Below are 17,204 nucleotides of genomic sequence, written 5' to 3'. Positions count from 1 at the left end.
GCCATGCTTCAAATACAGAACATCAGGGAAAACAAGGAAAGTATCATCATCGCTTTAAAAAAGCGAAACATCGATGCAGCACCTATGATATCATCCATTTTGGAACTCGACGAAAAAAGACGTTCCATCCAAACCGAACTGGACGCTACCTTGGCCGAATCCAACAAACTTTCCAAGGAAATCGGTGTGCTTTTCAAAACAGGAAAAGCACAAGAAGCCAATGTCCTTAAAGAAAAAACCGCTGGACTCAAAGAAAAATCAAAAACATTAGGGGACGACCTAAACACTACTGCCGATGAATTGCAGCAACAATTGTATTTGATTCCAAACGTTCCCCACGAGTCTGTTCCCGCTGGTAATTCTGAGGAGGACAACGAAGAAATTTTCAAGGAAGGTGATATCCCAACCTTGTCCAAAAAAGCACTTCCGCATTGGGAATTGGCAAAAAAATACGACATCATCGACTTTGAGCTTGGGGTAAAAATCACAGGCGCAGGTTTTCCTGTATACAAAGGAAAAGGTGCTCGCTTGCAACGCGCATTGATCGCCTATTTCTTGGACAAAAACACCGAAGCGGGCTACACCGAAATGCAAGTGCCGCTTATGGTCAACGAGGATTCAGGCTACGGCACAGGCCAGTTGCCCGACAAAGAAGGCCAAATGTACCACGTACAGGCAGATGATCTGTACCTTATCCCAACTGCCGAAGTACCAGTGACCAACTTGCACCGTGGGGATTTGTTGGCAGAGAGTGATTTTCCCATCAAATACACAGGCTATACCCCCTGTTTCCGTCGCGAAGCTGGAAGTTATGGGGCACACGTTCGCGGGTTGAACCGTTTGCACCAGTTCGACAAAGTGGAGATTGTACGTTTGGAGCACCCCAACAATTCATACCAAGCCTTGGACGAAATGGTCGAGCATGTTAAAAACATACTACGAGAACTCAAATTGCCATACCGTATTTTGCGTCTTTGCGGTGGCGATTTAGGCTTCACTTCTGCATTGACTTTTGATTTTGAAGTGTTCTCAACAGCCCAAGATCGTTGGTTGGAAATCAGTTCTGTATCCAATTTTGAAACCTTCCAAGCCAATCGTCTAAAACTTCGTTACAAGGATGAAAATGGAAAAAGCCAATTGGCCCACACCTTGAATGGGAGCGCTTTGGCCTTGCCAAGGGTTTTGGCGGGAATCTTGGAAAACTATCAGACCGAGGAAGGCATAAAAATACCCAAAGTATTGGTGCCGTATTGCGGTTTTGACACCATCGCTTAAACATTTCAACCATTTATTTGGATTCGCTTAACAGAATCCCCCACATTTCTGCGTTATATTTGAAATAAAGCTACTTTGGATTTACAATCTATTCTTTTTTGAGTACAATTGTCATTCCGACAGAGCAAAGCGACAAGGAATCTCATAATTTTTAATTTGGAATGAGATTTCTCACTATGTTCGAAATGACAAGATACTCTTAGTTATTACTAGATAATAAATATGCCTTTGCAACGTCTTTTATTTCTCATATTGATTTTATCCAGTTGTATTGGAATGGCACAAGAAGATTTCTTGGCCAAACAATACTTTAATGATGGAGACTTTGAGAAAGCCGTGGTGTTCTATGAAAAATTGGTAGAGTCCAACCCAAGGCGCACCGACTATGCCGAAGGATTGGTGTCCTGCTACCAACAATTGGAACGTTATGATGATGCCGAAGCTTTTTTACTTCAAAAAATAGAGGACAGCTACGCCTTTCCCACTTTTTATATCGAATTAGGGTACAATTTCACCCTTAAAAATGAAGCTGAAAAGGCAAATGCCTATTATGATAAGGCTATCAATAAAATAGAGGACAATCCAAACTACGGGTACAGTGTAGGCTATCGGTTCCAAAAATATGCACTGCTGGATTATGCCATCCAGGCCTACACAAAAACTATGGAGCTAAAGCCGGACCTCAATTATGATTTTCAATTGGCGCGTATCTATGGGGAACAAGGAGATATTGCAAAAATGTACCAATCCTACCTCAACCTTATTTGGGAAGGACGAACATCGCGCTCCAATGTACTTCGAAACATTGATGATTTTATCTCCGAAGACCCATCCGACGAAAACAATGTGTTGTTGCGAAAAGTACTGCTTCAAAATGCGCAAAAAGCGCCCGATATTCTCTGGAACGAGCTATTAAGTTGGCTTTTTGTTCAACAAAAACAGTATAGCAGTGCCTTTGGCCAAGAAAAAGCCATTTACAAACGAAGCGAAGGCCAGTCTGTAGATAGACTGGAAAACCTAGGAAGCATAGCTTTGGAGGATAAGGATTTGGAAACCGCCACATCCATCTACGAATTTATTGTGGACAATACCGAAAACCCACGGACCAAACTTAATGCAGAGCTTAGCTTAATTGACATTGCTTTGGAAAATCCCACGGAAAAAGTATTGAAAGATGTTGAAAAACAATTTGAGGACCTGATAGAAGAATATGGCAACCAGAGCAGAACCCTTCAACTACAAATTGCCTATGCTAATTTCTTGACATTCAAAAAAGAGCAGCCCGAACCTGCCATTGCGATGCTCAAACAAAGTTTGGAACTTCCCATGGGGCGAATGACCATGGCTTATATAAAATTGGCACTTGGTGACATTCTGGTGTTCGACCAAAGATTCAATGAGGCCCTAATCTTATTTACCCAAGTGCAAAAAAGCATGAAGAACGATGTGCTAGGACAAGATGCACGTTTTAAAGTGGCACAGACCAGTTTTTATAAAGGGGATTTTGATTGGGCACTCACTCAACTTAAAGTACTGAGAAGTTCCACATCCCAACTTATTGCCAACGATGCCATGCAGTTGAGCCTTTTGATTTCGGACAACTCCCTCGAAGATTCCACCCAAACCGCTTTGAAAAAATATGCCAGAGCAGACCTGTTGGCCTATCAAAATAAAAATACCGAAGCCATTGATGCACTTGAAGATATTTTACAAAACCATAAAGGCGAAAAAATCGAGGACGAAGCCTTGCTGAAACAGGCCGAACTCCAAGTTGAACAGAAAAATTATGAAAGTGCCGAGTTCAATTATCAAAAAATTGTGGAATTCTATGCCGATGGAATCTTGGCCGATGATGCCCACTTTGCTCTGGGAGAACTGTACGAAAATATCTTGAACGAACCCGAAAAGGCCAAGAGCCATTACGAGAAGATCATCTATAATTATCAGGACAGCTATTATTTTCCACAGGCCCGGAAGAATTTTAGGAAGTTGCGAGGGGATGCAATCAACTAATCTGTCATTCCTGCACTTCGATGATTTGCCCAGCATAAACTCCGGCGGGAAACTTATAACGAGATTTCTCAGAATTACACTAATTTCACCCATAATATAACAGACGAAGCAAATGCTCATATACAACGTAACCATCAATATAGACGAAAGTGTCCACGACCAATGGTTAGATTGGATGAAAGACAAGCACCTGCCCGATATGCTCGCCACAGGAAAATTTACGCACGCCAAAATGGTCAAGGTTTTGGTTGAGGAAGATATGGGTGGCATTACCTATTCCGTGCAATATACCACTCAGAACAGGGATACTTTGGAAGCATATTACAAAGAAGATGCGGAGCGTTTGCGCGGGGATGCGCAGAAAATGTTTCCCAACAAATTTGTGGCCTTTAGAACAGAGCTGGAAGTCATCAGTCAACAAATACCTTAAATTTTGGAATACCTGTTTTCCTACGGTACGCTTCAAGACCTGCAAGTGCAGAAGCACATTTTTGGTCGCTTGCTGACAGGAAAGCCCGATGCAGCCCTTGGTTTCAAAAAACTGGAAAATGCTGTTTATGGCCAATACCCCCTAGTTGTCCATACCAATAATCTTGAAAACAAAGTAGCGGGAATGGCGTATGAAGTAAATGATTCCGACCTTAAAAAAGCGGATATTTACGAGACCAGTGCTTACAAACGGGAAAAATTCCCCTTGGAATCTGGGGACGAAGCATGGATTTATATCGAAAATTCCAACTAACTTGCAAAAAAACCCTCTGTGTCCAAAAAGAAAAAGAAGAAGTACTCCAACAGCCCCTCTCACAAAAACAAATATGTGCAGGAAGATGGTGCGGTAAAGGCAAAAAAGCATTTAGGACAGCATTTCCTTAAGGACGAATCTGTGGCCGAAAAAATAGCTCAGACCCTTTCGTTGGAAGGATACAAAAATGTGTTGGAAATAGGGCCAGGCATGGGGGTGCTAACCAAACATTTACTACAACGGGACTTGGACTTGGTAGCCATGGACCTGGACGACGAATCCATCGTCTACCTCAACCACAGCTTTCCTTTGGAACATGCGGATATCCTAAAAAATAACAATCGCCTCAACATTATTGAAGCTGACTTTCTCCAGTTTGACCTGACCCAACTTTACGGAGACGAACAGTTTGCCATAACAGGCAACTTTCCATACAACATTTCCAGCCAGATAGTTTTTAAAATGCTGGAAATGCGGGAACAAGTCCCAGAGTTTTCGGGAATGTTCCAAAAAGAGGTAGCCAAACGTATTTGCGAAGGACCAGGGAGCAAAACCTACGGCATCCTATCCGTATTGGTTCAGGCGTATTACCATGCTGAATATTTGTTTACCGTTCCACCAAGCGTTTTTGACCCTCCACCAAAGGTGGATTCAGGCGTTTTGCGCCTGACACGGAAAAAAGAGCTGAACCTCCCCTGCGATGAACGCCTTTTCTTTAAAGTGGTAAAAACGTCCTTTAACCAAAGACGTAAAACCATACGTAACAGTCTTAAAGTCTTCAACCTTTCCGATAATCTAAAAGAAGATACTATCTTTGACCAGCGCCCAGAACAGCTGAGTGTAGCTGACTTTGTAACGTTGACACAAAAGATAGCCAATGACCCCGTTTAAACTCACAGACGAACTTTTAGAAGAAATCAGGCAACTGATTGCAGATGGTAAGGACGCCGAGCTTCAGATCATGATGAAGGAATTCCACTATGCGGATATTGCCGAGATAGCGGACGAACTTGAGGTTGAGGAGGCAACTTATCTGATTAAGCTTCTGGACAGCGAAAAAACTTCGGACATCCTTGCCGAAATGCACGAGGACATCCGTGAGGCCGTACTTAAAAACCTTACTGCAAAAGAAATTGCCGGTGAGTTGGCGGAGCTCGATACGGATGATGCCGCGGATATCATCAACGAACTTCCGAAGGAGCTGGTACAAGAGGTTATCTCGGAAATCGAAGATAGAGAACATGCCAAGGACATTGTGGACCTATTGCGCTATGAGGAGGATTCCGCAGGTGGGCTCATGGCCAAGGAGCTTGTAAAGGTCAACGAGAATTGGACCGTAACGACCTGTGTAAAGGAAATGCGCGCCCAAGCGGAAAATGTAACCCGGGTCCATTCCATTTATGTGGTGGACGACGAGGGAAAGCTCAAAGGCAGGCTTTCCTTAAAAGATTTGCTTACCGCTCCCGCCAAGAGCCACATCAAAGAGATATACATCCCAAAAGTGGATTCCGTAAACGTAAACGAAAAGGGTGAAGAAGTCGCCAAGGTCATGTCTAAATACGATTTGGAAGCCATTCCTGTGGTGGATGAAATCGGACGTTTGGTAGGAAGGATTACGATTGATGATATTGTGGATGTAATCCGTGAAGAAGCGGACAAAGATTACCAAATGGCGGCTGGTATTTCACAGGACGTAGAAGTGAGCGATAGTATTTGGATATTGACCCGTGCTCGACTCCCTTGGTTGACCTTAGGCCTTTTGGGCGGACTTGGTGCTGCGGCCATTATGGGCACTTTTGAAGATATGATCTCCAAGCACGCCGTTTTGTTCTTTTTTACTCCATTGATCGCGGCCATGGCAGGCAACGTGGGCGTACAATCCAGTGCCATTGTAGTACAAGGCTTGGCCAACGACGATTTAAAGGGAAGCGTTCGGAACCATCTGCTAAAAGAAATGCTATTGGCCCTCTTGAATGGATTCATTTTAGCTATTTTGCTTTTGCTCTTCACTTGGATTTGGAAAGGTGCCTTTGCCACCGCATTGGCCATTTCACTTTCATTGATTGTGGTAATTGTGGTAGCAGGGTTCATCGGTACATTTATCCCGCTGTTCCTTCACAAAAGAAATATTGATCCCGCCATTGCCACGGGCCCGTTTATCACTACAAGCAATGATATTTTTGGCATCTTGATCTATTTTTGGATTGCCAAAGTGATTTTGGGGATATAAATCCAAGGTATGAAACCCATCAATATAAAACAAAAGCACACTGAATTTACCAAAAAGTGGCATCCACATCAAATTGCCGTAGTGGACGACATGCAAGTACTGTTGGCAAAACTCCAAGGAGAATTTGTTTGGCATGCCCACGAAAACGAAGATGAACTGTTCCAAGTAATAAAGGGAACACTGTATATGCAATTTCGCGATAGAACCGAAGTGGTGAACGAAGGAGAAATCATCGTGGTTCCCAAAGGCGTAGAACACAACCCCATGACCAAAGAAGGCGAAGAGGTACATGTACTTCTTTTTGAAAAGATGGGTACTGCGCATACCGGAAAAGTCCAACACGAAAAAACACAGACCCACTACCCAAAAATCTAGGAGTTGTATATTTGCCCCCATGAAAGTTCTCCACCTAGATACCAATCACCCGTTGCTCCTCGAACAGTTTGCCGAGCTTGGGTTCGAAAATCATGAAGATTACACTTCGACCAAAGAGCAAATAGAAGAAAAAATCCACCTGTACGATGGAATCATTATCCGAAGCAGGTTTACCATAGACCAACAGTTTTTGGACAAGGCCACCAATCTAAAATTCATTGGAAGAGTGGGCGCTGGATTGGAAAATATTGATGTGGAACACGCCAAATTTAAAGAAGTATTTCTTGCATCGGCCCCGGAAGGCAACCGAAATGCCGTAGGCGAACATACTTTGGGCATGTTGCTCTCCCTAATGAACAATATGTGCAAGGCCAACCGTCAGGTAAAAAAAGGAATCTGGAAACGCGAAGCCAACCGTGGTGTGGAACTGGATGGCAAAACCGTGGGCATTATTGGCTATGGGAACATGGGCAAGGCCTTCGCCAAAAAACTACGCGGTTTTGATGTAGAGGTCATCTGTTACGATATTGTCGGAGGCGTTGGGGACGAAAATGCCCGTCAGGTTGGGATTATGGAATTTCAACAGCGTTCAGATGTCATCAGTTTGCACGTTCCCGAGACCGAACAAACCATAGGTATGGTGAATATGGAATTCATCAAGGGCTTCCATAAACCCTTTTGGTTGTTGAACACCGCCCGTGGCAAATGTGTAGTGACCAAGGATTTGGTGAAAGGCTTAAAATCTGGAAAAGTAAATGGTGCAGGATTGGACGTATTGGAATACGAAAAAAAATCTTTTGAGAACATGTTCGTGCAAAAGCCCAAAGCTTTTAAATACCTACGCAAAGCCAAAAATGTGCTGCTCACTCCGCACGTAGCTGGTTGGACGGTTGAGAGTAAGGAAAAGTTGGCACAGACCATAGTTGACAAAGTCAAAGAAAGGTTTTGTTAACTTCATTATTTAGGTGTTTATGCCAAAAACCCGTTTGATTGGTTCAATACTGAACACCCAAAACACGTGAAAATAAAATTGGATATGGGCAAAAGCTGTATTCGATTCAAGAACATCAATAAGATACCTTATGCGTTGATTGCCAAACTTTGTCAAAAAATGACACCGCAAGATTGGATTGCCCTATACGAACAAAACATAAAAAAATCATGAAAAATAGAGTGACGGGACTGGGAGGGTTTTTCTTTAAAAGCAAAGACCCGAACAAAATCAAGGAATGGTATAAAAACCATTTAGGGCTCAACACCGACCAATATGGCTGCACATTTTGGTGGAAGGACAAAGAAGGCAATGATTGCTCTACCCAATGGAGTCCGATGGATGAAAAAACGGAATATTTTAAACCCAGCGAAAAACAGTTTATGATGAACTTTAGGGTGGAAAACTTGGTGGAACTACTCGAGGTTCTAAAAAAGGAAGGAGTCACTGTGGTGGGAGAAATAGAGGAATATGAATATGGGAAATTTGGTTGGATATTGGATCCCGAAGGCAACAAATTGGAACTTTGGGAACCTGTTGATAAAGCCTTCCTTTAGGTATTGAATTATTTGCTACTTTTAAAGTTAATTAACCAACACTTTTAAACATGTCAGAAGAAGAGAAAAAAGACTTCGGCGATAAAGCCGAAGAAGCAGCCAAAGATTTTCAGGAGGATGTAAAAGAAGCCTTTGATCCCAAAAATCCTGAAAGTGGTAAAACGGTAGCTATTATTGCCCATTTAACAATTATTGGATGGATTATAGCAATAATAATGAACAGTAGCAACAAAACAGAGATTGGTTCTTTTTATGTAAGACAAGTCCTTGGAATTGGCTTACTTGGTTTAGTTTTGGGCATTATACCCGTAATCAATCTTATAGCCTGGATTTTCCCATTTATTTTGTGGTTAATAAGTCTGATTGGCGCTATCAATGGAACTCAAAAACCTGTTTTCCTAGTCGGGGAACATTTCCAAAAGTGGTTTAAGAGTTTATAAATAAAATTAACAAAGCTGTCTAAAATGCTTTAAAACGTCATTCTTAACCTGCCCGTCGGCAGACAGGTGCATTTCAGAATCCCATTGCGTAGACTAACAAAGCATCATGAGGACCTGAAACAAGTTTAGGTTGACGAAAATCAAATTTTAGCCAGCTTTTTTACACCCTTATCCATCGCAATATTACAATCAACAAATCAGCTATGATTATCAGAACAATGAAGGCATCGGATTGGGAAGATGTATCCAGAATTTATTCCGAAGGAATCTCCACAGGCCTTGCCACTTTTGAGACAACGGCACCCAGCTATGAACAGTGGGACAAAGCGCACACCAAAGAATGCCGTTTGATTGCCGAAAAAGATGGGGAAATTATGGGATGGGCTGCGCTTTCTCCAGTTTCCAGCCGATGTGTCTATGGTGGCGTTGGGGAAGTCAGCGTTTACATTGCCGATAAAAGTCGTGGTATGGGCGTTGGCAGACTACTAATGCAACATTTGATCGAAGAAAGTGAAAAAGCCGGTTTTTGGACTATACAATCAGGCGTATTTCCAGAAAATATAGGCAGTATTAAACTACACAAGAAAGTAGGCTTCCGCTATATTGGAAAACGGGAACGTGTGGGCAAAATCCACGGGGTTTGGAAGGATAACTTATTGTTTGAAAAACGTAGCAACAAAGTTGGAATGGATTAATCTTCTTCCACAGTTCCATTGCCCTCGGCCACTTTACGCTCCAGCTCGGCCTGAAATTCTTCCATAACAGGCTTTACGGTACTTTCTGGAAGGTCTGCAATACGAATATACATTAGCCCATCCACCGAATTATTGAACAATGGATCCACGTTAAATGCCACCACTTTGGCATTTTGCTTAATGTATTTTTTAATCAGAACAGGCAATCGTAAACTGCCTGGCTCCACTTCGCTGATCAGTTTATCAAACTTGTTCAGGTCGGCCTGTGTCTCATCAAACACAAACTCCTTATCGGCATCTTTTAGTTTTACCTTGAACTCTTTTTTAGGTCGAATGTATTGCGCCACATAAGGATCCCAATAGTTCGATTTCATAAACTCGATCATCAACGATTTTGAAAAATTGGAGAACTGGTTACTGATACTTACTCCTCCGATCAAATATCGGTGTTCCGGATGCCTCAAGGTCGTATGCACAATTCCTTTCCAGAGCAAGAATAAGGGCATCGGTTTTTGCTGATACTCTTTTACAATATAAGCTCTGCCCATTTCAATGGATTTCTCCATCATTCCGTATAATTCGGGTTCAAATCTGAATAGATCTTGAAGATAAAAACCATCAATACCGTACTTTTTGAAGATTTCCGACCCCAAGCCCATACGGTAAGCACCAACTATGGTCTTTTTATCGTTGTCCCATAGGAACAAATGGTGGTAGTACGAATCGAACTTGTCCAAATCAATGGCATTGTTGGTGCCTTCCCCCACTTCCCGGAAAGTAACCTCACGCTGTCGTCCAATCTCGTTCAAACAAAAGGGCATATCCTTGGCCTGGGCCAAAAACACTTCATAGTTCTTGCTTTGCAACATGCGGCAATCCTTCTCCCGTAGTTTATCAATCTCACCTTCCAACACCTCTGCACTTATCGCAGTGGCAATTTTCTGGGGTGGTTTTGGGATTTTAAGAGAAGTCGGGACCTTGTCTATAAAACGTTCCTTTTCAAAAGCGTTGGCCAATAAATAGGTCTTTTTCCGAAGAAGTTCCGCAAAATCTTCCAAAGTCTGTTCCTCATTCTGGGTATTTACGGATATGGGCTGACCGATACGTACTTTAATGGGCCTTCGGCTCTGTGAGGTAAGCTCGGAGGGGAGCCTCGCCGTTCGGAATACATCGTCTATCTTGGACAGTCGGTAAAACAATCGACTGTTGCGAGCGTGGAAATATATGGGTACCACGGGCACTTCTGCCTTTCTGATCAGTTTTATGGCAGCTTCTTCCCACGGTCGGTCCACCACTAATTTACCATCGCGGTAGGTAGACACCTCTCCCGCCGGAAAAATGCCAAGCGGATGTCCATCACGTAAATGTTGGAGCGCATTTTTAAAACCTACAATACTGCTCTTGGCATCCTTGTGGTTTTCAAAAGGGTTCACTGGCATTATGTAAGGCTTCAACGGCTCTATGCGGTGCAACAAAAAATTTGCGATTATTTTATAATCGGGTCGCTCCTTCAATAGTAATTTGAGCAACAGCACCCCGTCAATCCCTCCCAAGGGATGATTGCTAATGGTGATGTACGGCCCTGACTTGGGCAAGCGTTTGATATCCTCCTCCGGAATTTCAAAGTCGATTTCGTAGTGGTTCAAAATAGCATCGAGAAATTCTGGACCAGAAAGCTCTTTGTTTTTGTCGTAAAATCTATTGATGGTGCTAATTCTAGTGGCTACCATTAAAAGCCATCCTACAAATGTGCCCAAAAAGCCATATTTATCCAGATGAATGACTTTCGCCACCTCTTTAGCAGAAACCAAGCCCATAGAAAAAGTATTTAGGTACGTGTAAAGATAGAAAATAAACCCTAGAGCACTTTTTACCTAAATATTAAGCCTAAGGTTTTATTTTACAACCAATTGAACCGTTTCCTTGCCACGTTGCTCCACCAGTACGGACTTTCCATTTTGAAGTGATTTGACCGAATCGTCGTTAAAATGACGAATGGTATAAAGCGATACATCTTCATGGCAAACTACTTTGAATTTTCGTTTGAGTTCTTCCAACAAAGGGGGTAATCCCCGGAATTTATTGTCCAAACAAACGGAAAAGCTAATGGCGGAATTTTGGATAAGATCCACTTTGAGCCTATGATCATGGAACAGCTTGAAGATTTCGCTGATATTGTCCTCAACAATGAAAGAAAAGTCCAGAGATGACAATTTTAGCAACACCTGATTCTTTTTTACGATAAAACAGGGCACTTTGGGCTCTATGCCATTCCCCTTGCCCACTGTGGTTCCTTTGTCCTTAGGATTCACAAAGGATTTCACCTTCAAGGGAATTTCCTTGCGCTGTAGAGGCTGCAAGGTTTTGGGGTGAATTACAGAAGCACCATAAAATGCCAATTCAATGGCTTCACGATAAGAAATTTGATCCAACAATTGCGCATTTTCAAAATTTCTTGGGTCTGCATTTAAAACTCCCGGTACATCCTTCCAAATAGTTACCGATTCGGCGTTGAGGCAATAGGCCAAAATTGCCGCAGAATAATCGGAACCTTCCCTGCCCAAGGTGGTGGTAAAGTTGTTATCATCGCTACCCAAGAAACCTTGAGTGATATTCAGTTTGGATATATCCACTTTGGAAACCACTTCTTGTTGTGTGCGCTCCCAATTTACTTGGGCATCCCTGTTACTGCTATCGGTTTTGATAAGGGTACGGACATCCAACCAGGTATTGGAAATACCGATCTCGTTTAAATATGCGCTTACTATTGTAGTGGACAGTAATTCGCCATAACAAACCACCTGATCATAAACAAATGCATATTTGGGTGATTTGTTCCAAGCCAAAAAGCCTTTTACCTCCTCAAAAAGTACCTTTACTTTACCATAAACCGGATGGTTGGGGCTTTGGAATAGATCCAACAATATGCTGTTGTGATATTCCACTACTTCTTGTAAGGATTCTTGAACGGCGTCTTTATCGTTAAAATAAGATTCCACCACCTTTTCCATGGCATTGGTAATTTTACCCATTGCGGAAATCACCACTAAGGTGTCGTTGTAACCTACTTCTCGTAAAACGTTGACCACATTTTTGATCGCATCTGCATCTTTAACGGATGCTCCCCCAAACTTAAATACCCTCATGTATTTTATATTCTAGAATTTAGTCGGCCTAGTTAAGGCTTTCTATATAATTTTTGATTCCTTCTTCGTCCAATTGCACCACGTCCCAATCGCGCAGTACATTAGCCCCTTTCTTTTCATAAAATTCGATGGCAGGTTCATTCCAATCCAAAACCTCCCAACAAATTCGTTTTACGCCCAAACTGGCACCATACTTGACCACCTCATCCAGCAAAGCAGTGCCCAAACCGCTTCCTCGCATTTTTTCGGACACTATCAAATCCTCTAAGTGAATCGCGGGACCTTTCCATGTGGAATATCTGGGATACACCAAGGCTATGCCCGCAATGCCATCTTGGGTATCGGCAACAAAACAATGGAACATTTTTTGGGCACCAAAACCGTCGTTTATCAAATCATCTTTTGTTATCTCTACCGCATTGGGTTCCTTTTCAAAATCGGCCAGTTCCTGAACCAAGTTCAGCACCTGTTCCATATCCTCTGGTCGAGCTTCTCTGATTGTGTACTCCATAATTGTTACAAATAAAACTCAAAGTTATAAAATTAGACAATTAAAGTCTTCCGAAAACGTTGTAGTTTCACAAAATGCCCGATATTTGTCCTCAAATAAAACATCCTTTTCCATGTTTGAGAAGCAACGCCGCACCCTCGGTGAATTTATTATCGCCAACCAAAATTCATTTCAATATACTTCTGGAGAACTATCAAGATTACTGAACGGTATCCGCTTGGCGGCAAAAGTAGTGAACCACGAAGTGAACAAAGCAGGTTTGGTCGATATTATTGGAGCAGCGGGAGAAACCAATATTCAAGGTGAGAATCAGCAAAAACTGGATGTTCTTGCCAACGAAAAGTTTATTCAAACACTGAAGAACCGGGAAATTGTTTGCGGAATAGCCTCGGAGGAAGAAGACGATTTTATCAGCATAAATAGTTTTGACAAGCAACATCAAAACAAATATGTTGTACTTATTGATCCCTTGGATGGCTCGTCCAACATTGATGTAAATGTATCGGTAGGAACCATTTTTTCGATTTACAGAAGGGTAACACCAGTGGGTACCCCAGTTACCCTGGAAGACTTTTTGCAGCCGGGAAAACATCAGATTGCCGCGGGTTACATAATTTATGGAACATCCACCATGTTGGTCTATACCACGGGTGATGGCGTCAATGGATTTACCTTAAATCCTGCTCTGGGTACTTTTTACTTGTCCCATCCCAACATGCAGTTCCCGGAAACCGGTCAAATTTACTCCGTTAATGAAGGGAACTACATTCATTTTCCGCAAGGAGTAAAAGATTACATCAAATATTGCCAGATGGAAGAAGGGGACAGACCCTATACTTCCAGATATATTGGGTCACTTGTTTCGGATTTTCACCGTAACATGATCAAAGGCGGTATATACATGTATCCGAAAAGCAGTAAGTCCCAAAACGGTAAGCTCCGTTTATTGTACGAGTGCAATCCCATGGCATTTTTAGCCGAACAGGCCAATGGTAAGGCCAGTGATGGTTTTCAGCGCATAATGGATATAAGGCCCTCCGAACTGCACGAAAGGGTTCCTTTTTTCTGTGGAAGTAAAAAAATGGTAGAAAAAGCAGAAGAATTTATGGCCAAGGCCTAACTTTCCCTTTTTACCAATTCGTGGTAATCCTCGAACGGGATTTCCCCTCTAAAAATTTTGATGGATTTATCAATGATCTGAGCTGCTGTTTTTGGAGAAAAACCTAGTCCAACTGCATACTTTTCCACAATTCTGCGCTCTTCATCATCAATATCGTGATCTGAGAAAATAATCTGGAAGAAATCAAATAACCTTTTAAATCTTTTCTCGCCACTGTGCGGAGTTTCAATCGGATACTTGTTCTCCTTTTTCATCACCTCCTTAAACTCATCTTCACTAATATTGAGCTTAAAGGCAAACTTTTCCAAAATGGCCATTTCCTTTGGGTTAATGTCCCCATCGGCTGCTGCCAAACTTGCCAATGTGGCAAAATGGGCCAAGTTATTCCTATGGTCTCCGTGCTCGTAAAGATCTAAAATTGGCATATCTCAAATTTTGTGGCACAAATATAAATCTTATCGCAATAAAGAGGGTATAAACCCAATAAAGAAATTCGTAATTTTCAATCCAAAGCACTACTGCCCTGCAAAATCCTGAATTGTTTCATATTGCTGAAGATTGGTTCCAAGGACAAAATTGGGAACCGTTCCCTTTTCAAAAAGAGACTTGGAAAGCCTTTTTGGAAGGAAAACACGGCCTTTTGAACGCCCCTACGGGCAGTGGAAAAACCTATGCACTTTGGTTTCCGATCGTGCTCAATTACATTAAAAACCATCCTAATTACAAGAACAAGCACAAAAAGGGGCTGAAAGCCATTTGGATCACTCCCTTGCGAGCACTTTCACAGGAAATTAAACAATCTGCAGAGCGCATTACCCAAGATTTGGAAACCCAAATGACCGTGGGTATTCGAACGGGCGATACTTCGGCAAAAGAACGGGCAAAAATGCGAACCCATATGCCGGATCTATTGATTACTACTCCGGAAAGTTTACAGTTGTTGCTATCCTCCAAAGGCTACGCTAAAACTTTCAAGGACTGCTCCGCTATTGTGGTGGACGAATGGCATGAACTTTTGGGCACCAAACGAGGCGTTCAAATGGAATTGGGAATCTCCCGATTAAAAACTATCTGCAGGGAATTACGCATTTGGGGCATATCGGCAACCATCGGAAATCTGGAGCAAGCTCGCGAAGTCCTGTTGGGGCCAACATCGCCAGAATTGGAAAATTCGGTTTTGGTAAAGGCCAACCTCAACAAAAAAATCACGGTGAAAAGTATTATTCCTGAAAAGATGGAAACCTTTCCTTGGCGCGGACACTTGGGATTGCATCTTTTAGATCAAGTGGTGCCCATTATCAACAACAGTAAAACCACCTTGCTCTTTACCAATACAAGAAGCCAATGCGAAATCTGGTTTCAAAAAATACTGGAGAAATATCCGGAGTTTGCCGGCGAAATGGCGATGCACCACGGCAGCATCAACAAAGAAACCCGACTGTGGGTGGAGCAGGCCATCCGGAATGAAAGCCTAAAAGCCGTGGTCTGCACATCGAGCCTGGACCTGGGAGTGGATTTTGCGCCTGTGGAAACGGTAATCCAAATTGGTGGTCCAAAAGGCGTTGCCCGTTTTTTACAACGTGCGGGGCGTAGTGGCCACCGACCGGGCAAAGAAAGTGTCATCCATTTTTTACCCACCCATGCCATTGAGTTGGTCGAAGCTTCGGCCATGCAAAAAGCAGTATTGAACAGTGCCGTGGAAGACCGCATTCCATACTTGAACAGTTTTGATGTCCTCATTCAATATTTGACCACCTTGGCGGTTTCGGATGGGTTTTATCCTGATGAAATCTATCCCGAGATCAAACAGACCTTTTGCTACCAGACCTTGACCGAAGAACAATGGCAATGGCTGTTGAATTTTTTGGTGATGGGTAGTCAAAGCCTAAAAAGCTACGACGAGTATAAAAAGGTGGAGGTTGAAGAAGATGGCAAATTCAAAGTGAACAGCAGGGCAGTGGCCATGCGGCACCGCTTTCAAATTGGCACCATTGTGGGCGATGCCACTATTTCGGTGCGCTATCAAAAAGGAGGGTACATCGGAAGTATCGAGGAATATTTTATTTCCAAATTGAGCTCCGGCGATGTTTTCACTTTTGCAGGACGTAATCTGGAATTTATTAGGATCAAAGGGATGGCTGCACACGTTCGAAATTCCAAAAAAAGAACCAACAAAGTGCCCAGCTGGATGGGAGGACGTTTGAGTTTTTCTGCAAAGATGTCGGAATTGTTGCGACAAGAATTGTACACCGCTGAGTTGGAATTTTCGAAACAATCAGAAGAAATTCAAGTATTGCAGCCAATGTTTGCGAAACAACGAGAAGAAAGTATTGTGCCACAGCCGCATCAATTTTTGATAGAAACCTTTAAGACCCGTGATGGCTACCACCATATGTTTTACCCCTTTGAAGGCAGGGCCATTCACGAAGGAATGAGCAGTCTCTTGGCCTATCGTATCAGTTTGTTAATGCCGATAACCTGCTCCCTGGCTTTTAACGATTATGGTTTTGAGCTGCTATCGGACAAGGAAATCAACATTCAGGAAATTTTGGACAACAACCTTTTTACCCCGGAGTATATGTTGTCCGACCTTCAAAAAAGTTTAAACTCCAACGAAATGGCGCGCAGAAAGTTCCGTGACATTGCCGTCATCAGCGGAATGGTTTTTACAGGCTATCCCGAGAAAGGAGTCAAAATAAAACACCTGCAAAGCAGTTCGGAATTGCTGTTCGATGTATTCCGTGATTTTGAGGACGATAATCTGCTCTATCAGCAAGCTTACACCGAAACCTTTGAGCACCAATTGGAGGAGGGGCGACTGCGCTTGGCTTTGGAACGAATCGCGGAACAAGAGATTGTTTGGAAAAAATGTTCACAGCCCACGCCCCTATCCTTCCCGATAATCACCGACAGATTGCGAGAAAAACTATCCAATGAAAAATTGGCAGACCGCATCCAACGGATGATAAATAAATTGACCAAATAGCAATGAACACTCAAGTAATTGTCATTCTGTGCGGATGCTGAGCGCCCTTTTGTCAATCGGTTACTTAACTGAAGTGTAGACAGAATCGCAAATCGCTTCGACTCCCTGTCCGTCCGGCAGGCG

At 42.7% G+C, this 17,204-nt stretch carries 17 protein-coding genes and 1 pseudogene; 14 read left to right on the top strand and 4 right to left on the bottom strand.

Annotated features, from left to right (window positions below; all coding sequences use genetic code 11):
• Positions 1-3: 3 nt before the first annotated feature.
• The 12 genes and pseudogenes from serS (at position 4) to GO009_RS14350 (ending at position 9,318) form a co-directional block, all read left to right on the top strand.
• Positions 4-1,275, top strand: coding sequence for a serine--tRNA ligase (gene serS, locus GO009_RS14400; RefSeq protein WP_163627094.1), 1,272 nt, complete (start codon positions 4-6; stop codon positions 1,273-1,275).
• Between the two features lie 276 nt (positions 1,276-1,551).
• On the top strand, positions 1,552-3,288 hold the full coding sequence (locus GO009_RS14395; protein ID WP_239057478.1) for a tetratricopeptide repeat protein: 1,737 nt from the start codon (positions 1,552-1,554) through the stop codon (positions 3,286-3,288).
• Between the two features lie 112 nt (positions 3,289-3,400).
• Positions 3,401-3,718, top strand: coding sequence for a DUF4286 family protein (locus GO009_RS14390; RefSeq protein ID WP_163627092.1), 318 nt, complete (start codon positions 3,401-3,403; stop codon positions 3,716-3,718).
• 3 nt (positions 3,719-3,721) lie between these two features.
• Complete coding sequence (locus tag GO009_RS14385) at positions 3,722-4,030, top strand: gamma-glutamylcyclotransferase family protein (protein WP_163627091.1); 309 nt, start codon at positions 3,722-3,724, stop codon at positions 4,028-4,030.
• An 18-nt stretch (positions 4,031-4,048) separates the two neighbouring features.
• On the top strand, positions 4,049-4,921 hold the full coding sequence (gene rsmA / locus GO009_RS14380; RefSeq protein ID WP_163627089.1) for a 16S rRNA (adenine(1518)-N(6)/adenine(1519)-N(6))-dimethyltransferase RsmA: 873 nt from the start codon (positions 4,049-4,051) through the stop codon (positions 4,919-4,921).
• The gene (gene mgtE, locus GO009_RS14375) at positions 4,908-6,260 is read left to right on the top strand and encodes a magnesium transporter (protein ID WP_163627087.1); all 1,353 of its coding nucleotides are present in this window, start codon (positions 4,908-4,910) and stop codon (positions 6,258-6,260) included. The genes rsmA and mgtE overlap by 14 nt, the downstream gene beginning before the upstream one ends.
• A 9-nt stretch (positions 6,261-6,269) precedes the next feature.
• Positions 6,270-6,635, top strand: a complete 366-nt coding sequence (locus tag GO009_RS14370; protein ID WP_163627085.1) for a cupin domain-containing protein — start codon at positions 6,270-6,272, stop codon at positions 6,633-6,635.
• A 19-nt stretch (positions 6,636-6,654) separates the two neighbouring features.
• Positions 6,655-7,587 carry a 2-hydroxyacid dehydrogenase gene (locus GO009_RS14365; protein ID WP_163627083.1) on the top strand — a complete coding sequence of 311 codons (933 nt, stop codon included), beginning with the start codon at positions 6,655-6,657 and terminating at the stop codon, positions 7,585-7,587.
• Between the two features lie 18 nt (positions 7,588-7,605).
• A pseudogene (locus GO009_RS17980) lies at positions 7,606-7,800 on the top strand (DUF1801 domain-containing protein); the annotation flags it as partial.
• On the top strand, positions 7,797-8,183 hold the full coding sequence (locus tag GO009_RS14360) for a VOC family protein (RefSeq protein ID WP_163627081.1): 387 nt from the start codon (positions 7,797-7,799) through the stop codon (positions 8,181-8,183). The pseudogene GO009_RS17980 and the gene GO009_RS14360, both read left to right, overlap by 4 nt.
• 50 nt (positions 8,184-8,233) lie before the next feature.
• Positions 8,234-8,623 carry a YtxH domain-containing protein gene (locus GO009_RS14355; RefSeq protein WP_163627078.1) on the top strand — a complete coding sequence of 130 codons (390 nt, stop codon included), beginning with the start codon at positions 8,234-8,236 and terminating at the stop codon, positions 8,621-8,623.
• A 203-nt stretch (positions 8,624-8,826) separates the two neighbouring features.
• Positions 8,827-9,318: a GNAT family N-acetyltransferase gene (locus GO009_RS14350; RefSeq protein ID WP_163627077.1), complete on the top strand. Its 492-nt coding sequence runs from the start codon at positions 8,827-8,829 to the stop codon at positions 9,316-9,318.
• Here GO009_RS14350 and GO009_RS14345 read toward each other — a convergent pair.
• The 3 genes from GO009_RS14345 to GO009_RS14335 form a co-directional block, all read right to left on the bottom strand.
• Positions 9,315-11,135, bottom strand: a complete 1,821-nt coding sequence (locus tag GO009_RS14345; RefSeq protein ID WP_163627075.1) for a lysophospholipid acyltransferase family protein — start codon at positions 11,133-11,135, stop codon at positions 9,315-9,317. The two genes, GO009_RS14350 and GO009_RS14345, sit on opposite strands and share 4 nt — an antisense overlap.
• Before the next feature lie 78 nt (positions 11,136-11,213).
• Positions 11,214-12,464, bottom strand: coding sequence for an aspartate kinase (locus tag GO009_RS14340; RefSeq protein WP_163627073.1), 1,251 nt, complete (start codon positions 12,462-12,464; stop codon positions 11,214-11,216).
• Between the two features lie 28 nt (positions 12,465-12,492).
• Complete coding sequence (locus tag GO009_RS14335) at positions 12,493-12,975, bottom strand: GNAT family N-acetyltransferase (protein ID WP_163627072.1); 483 nt, start codon at positions 12,973-12,975, stop codon at positions 12,493-12,495.
• Positions 12,976-13,087: 112 nt separating this feature from the next.
• Between GO009_RS14335 and fbp the strand changes: the two genes are divergently transcribed.
• Positions 13,088-14,095, top strand: a complete 1,008-nt coding sequence (gene fbp, locus GO009_RS14330) for a class 1 fructose-bisphosphatase (protein ID WP_163627067.1) — start codon at positions 13,088-13,090, stop codon at positions 14,093-14,095.
• Here the strand turns inward: fbp and GO009_RS14325 are convergent.
• Positions 14,092-14,520, bottom strand: a complete 429-nt coding sequence (locus GO009_RS14325; RefSeq protein ID WP_163627065.1) for a TerB family tellurite resistance protein — start codon at positions 14,518-14,520, stop codon at positions 14,092-14,094. The two genes, fbp and GO009_RS14325, sit on opposite strands and share 4 nt — an antisense overlap.
• 98 nt (positions 14,521-14,618) lie before the next feature.
• On the opposite strand from GO009_RS14325, the gene GO009_RS14320 reads away from it, so the two are divergent.
• Positions 14,619-17,081, top strand: coding sequence for a ligase-associated DNA damage response DEXH box helicase (locus GO009_RS14320; RefSeq protein WP_163627267.1), 2,463 nt, complete (start codon positions 14,619-14,621; stop codon positions 17,079-17,081).
• Positions 17,082-17,204: the final 123 nt, after the last annotated feature.

The sequence above is a fragment of the Allomuricauda sp. TY007 genome (genome assembly GCF_010468565.1).
GTDB lineage: Bacteria > Bacteroidota > Bacteroidia > Flavobacteriales > Flavobacteriaceae > Flagellimonas.
Note: the sequence above shows the minus strand (reverse complement) of the source record. Positions and strands in the feature narration are given on the sequence as shown.

Excerpts from the sequence above, each read along its gene's own strand:
- GO009_RS14325 (WP_163627065.1), bottom strand. The coding sequence starts at position 14,520 with ATGCCAATTTTAGATCTTTACGAGCACGGAGACCATAGGAATAACTTG.
- GO009_RS14335 (WP_163627072.1), bottom strand. The coding sequence starts at position 12,975 with ATGGAGTACACAATCAGAGAAGCTCGACCAGAGGATATGGAACAGGTG.
- GO009_RS14340 (WP_163627073.1), bottom strand. The coding sequence starts at position 12,464 with ATGAGGGTATTTAAGTTTGGGGGAGCATCCGTTAAAGATGCAGATGCG.
- GO009_RS14395 (WP_239057478.1), top strand. The coding sequence starts at position 1,552 with ATGGCACAAGAAGATTTCTTGGCCAAACAATACTTTAATGATGGAGAC.
- GO009_RS14355 (WP_163627078.1), top strand. The coding sequence starts at position 8,234 with ATGTCAGAAGAAGAGAAAAAAGACTTCGGCGATAAAGCCGAAGAAGCA.
- GO009_RS14365 (WP_163627083.1), top strand. The coding sequence starts at position 6,655 with ATGAAAGTTCTCCACCTAGATACCAATCACCCGTTGCTCCTCGAACAG.
- fbp (WP_163627067.1), top strand. The coding sequence starts at position 13,088 with ATGTTTGAGAAGCAACGCCGCACCCTCGGTGAATTTATTATCGCCAAC.
- GO009_RS14350 (WP_163627077.1), top strand. The coding sequence starts at position 8,827 with ATGATTATCAGAACAATGAAGGCATCGGATTGGGAAGATGTATCCAGA.
- GO009_RS14390 (WP_163627092.1), top strand. The coding sequence starts at position 3,401 with ATGCTCATATACAACGTAACCATCAATATAGACGAAAGTGTCCACGAC.
- GO009_RS14345 (WP_163627075.1), bottom strand. The coding sequence starts at position 11,135 with ATGGGCTTGGTTTCTGCTAAAGAGGTGGCGAAAGTCATTCATCTGGAT.
- GO009_RS14370 (WP_163627085.1), top strand. The coding sequence starts at position 6,270 with ATGAAACCCATCAATATAAAACAAAAGCACACTGAATTTACCAAAAAG.
- serS (WP_163627094.1), top strand. The coding sequence starts at position 4 with ATGCTTCAAATACAGAACATCAGGGAAAACAAGGAAAGTATCATCATC.
- GO009_RS14360 (WP_163627081.1), top strand. The coding sequence starts at position 7,797 with ATGAAAAATAGAGTGACGGGACTGGGAGGGTTTTTCTTTAAAAGCAAA.
- mgtE (WP_163627087.1), top strand. The coding sequence starts at position 4,908 with ATGACCCCGTTTAAACTCACAGACGAACTTTTAGAAGAAATCAGGCAA.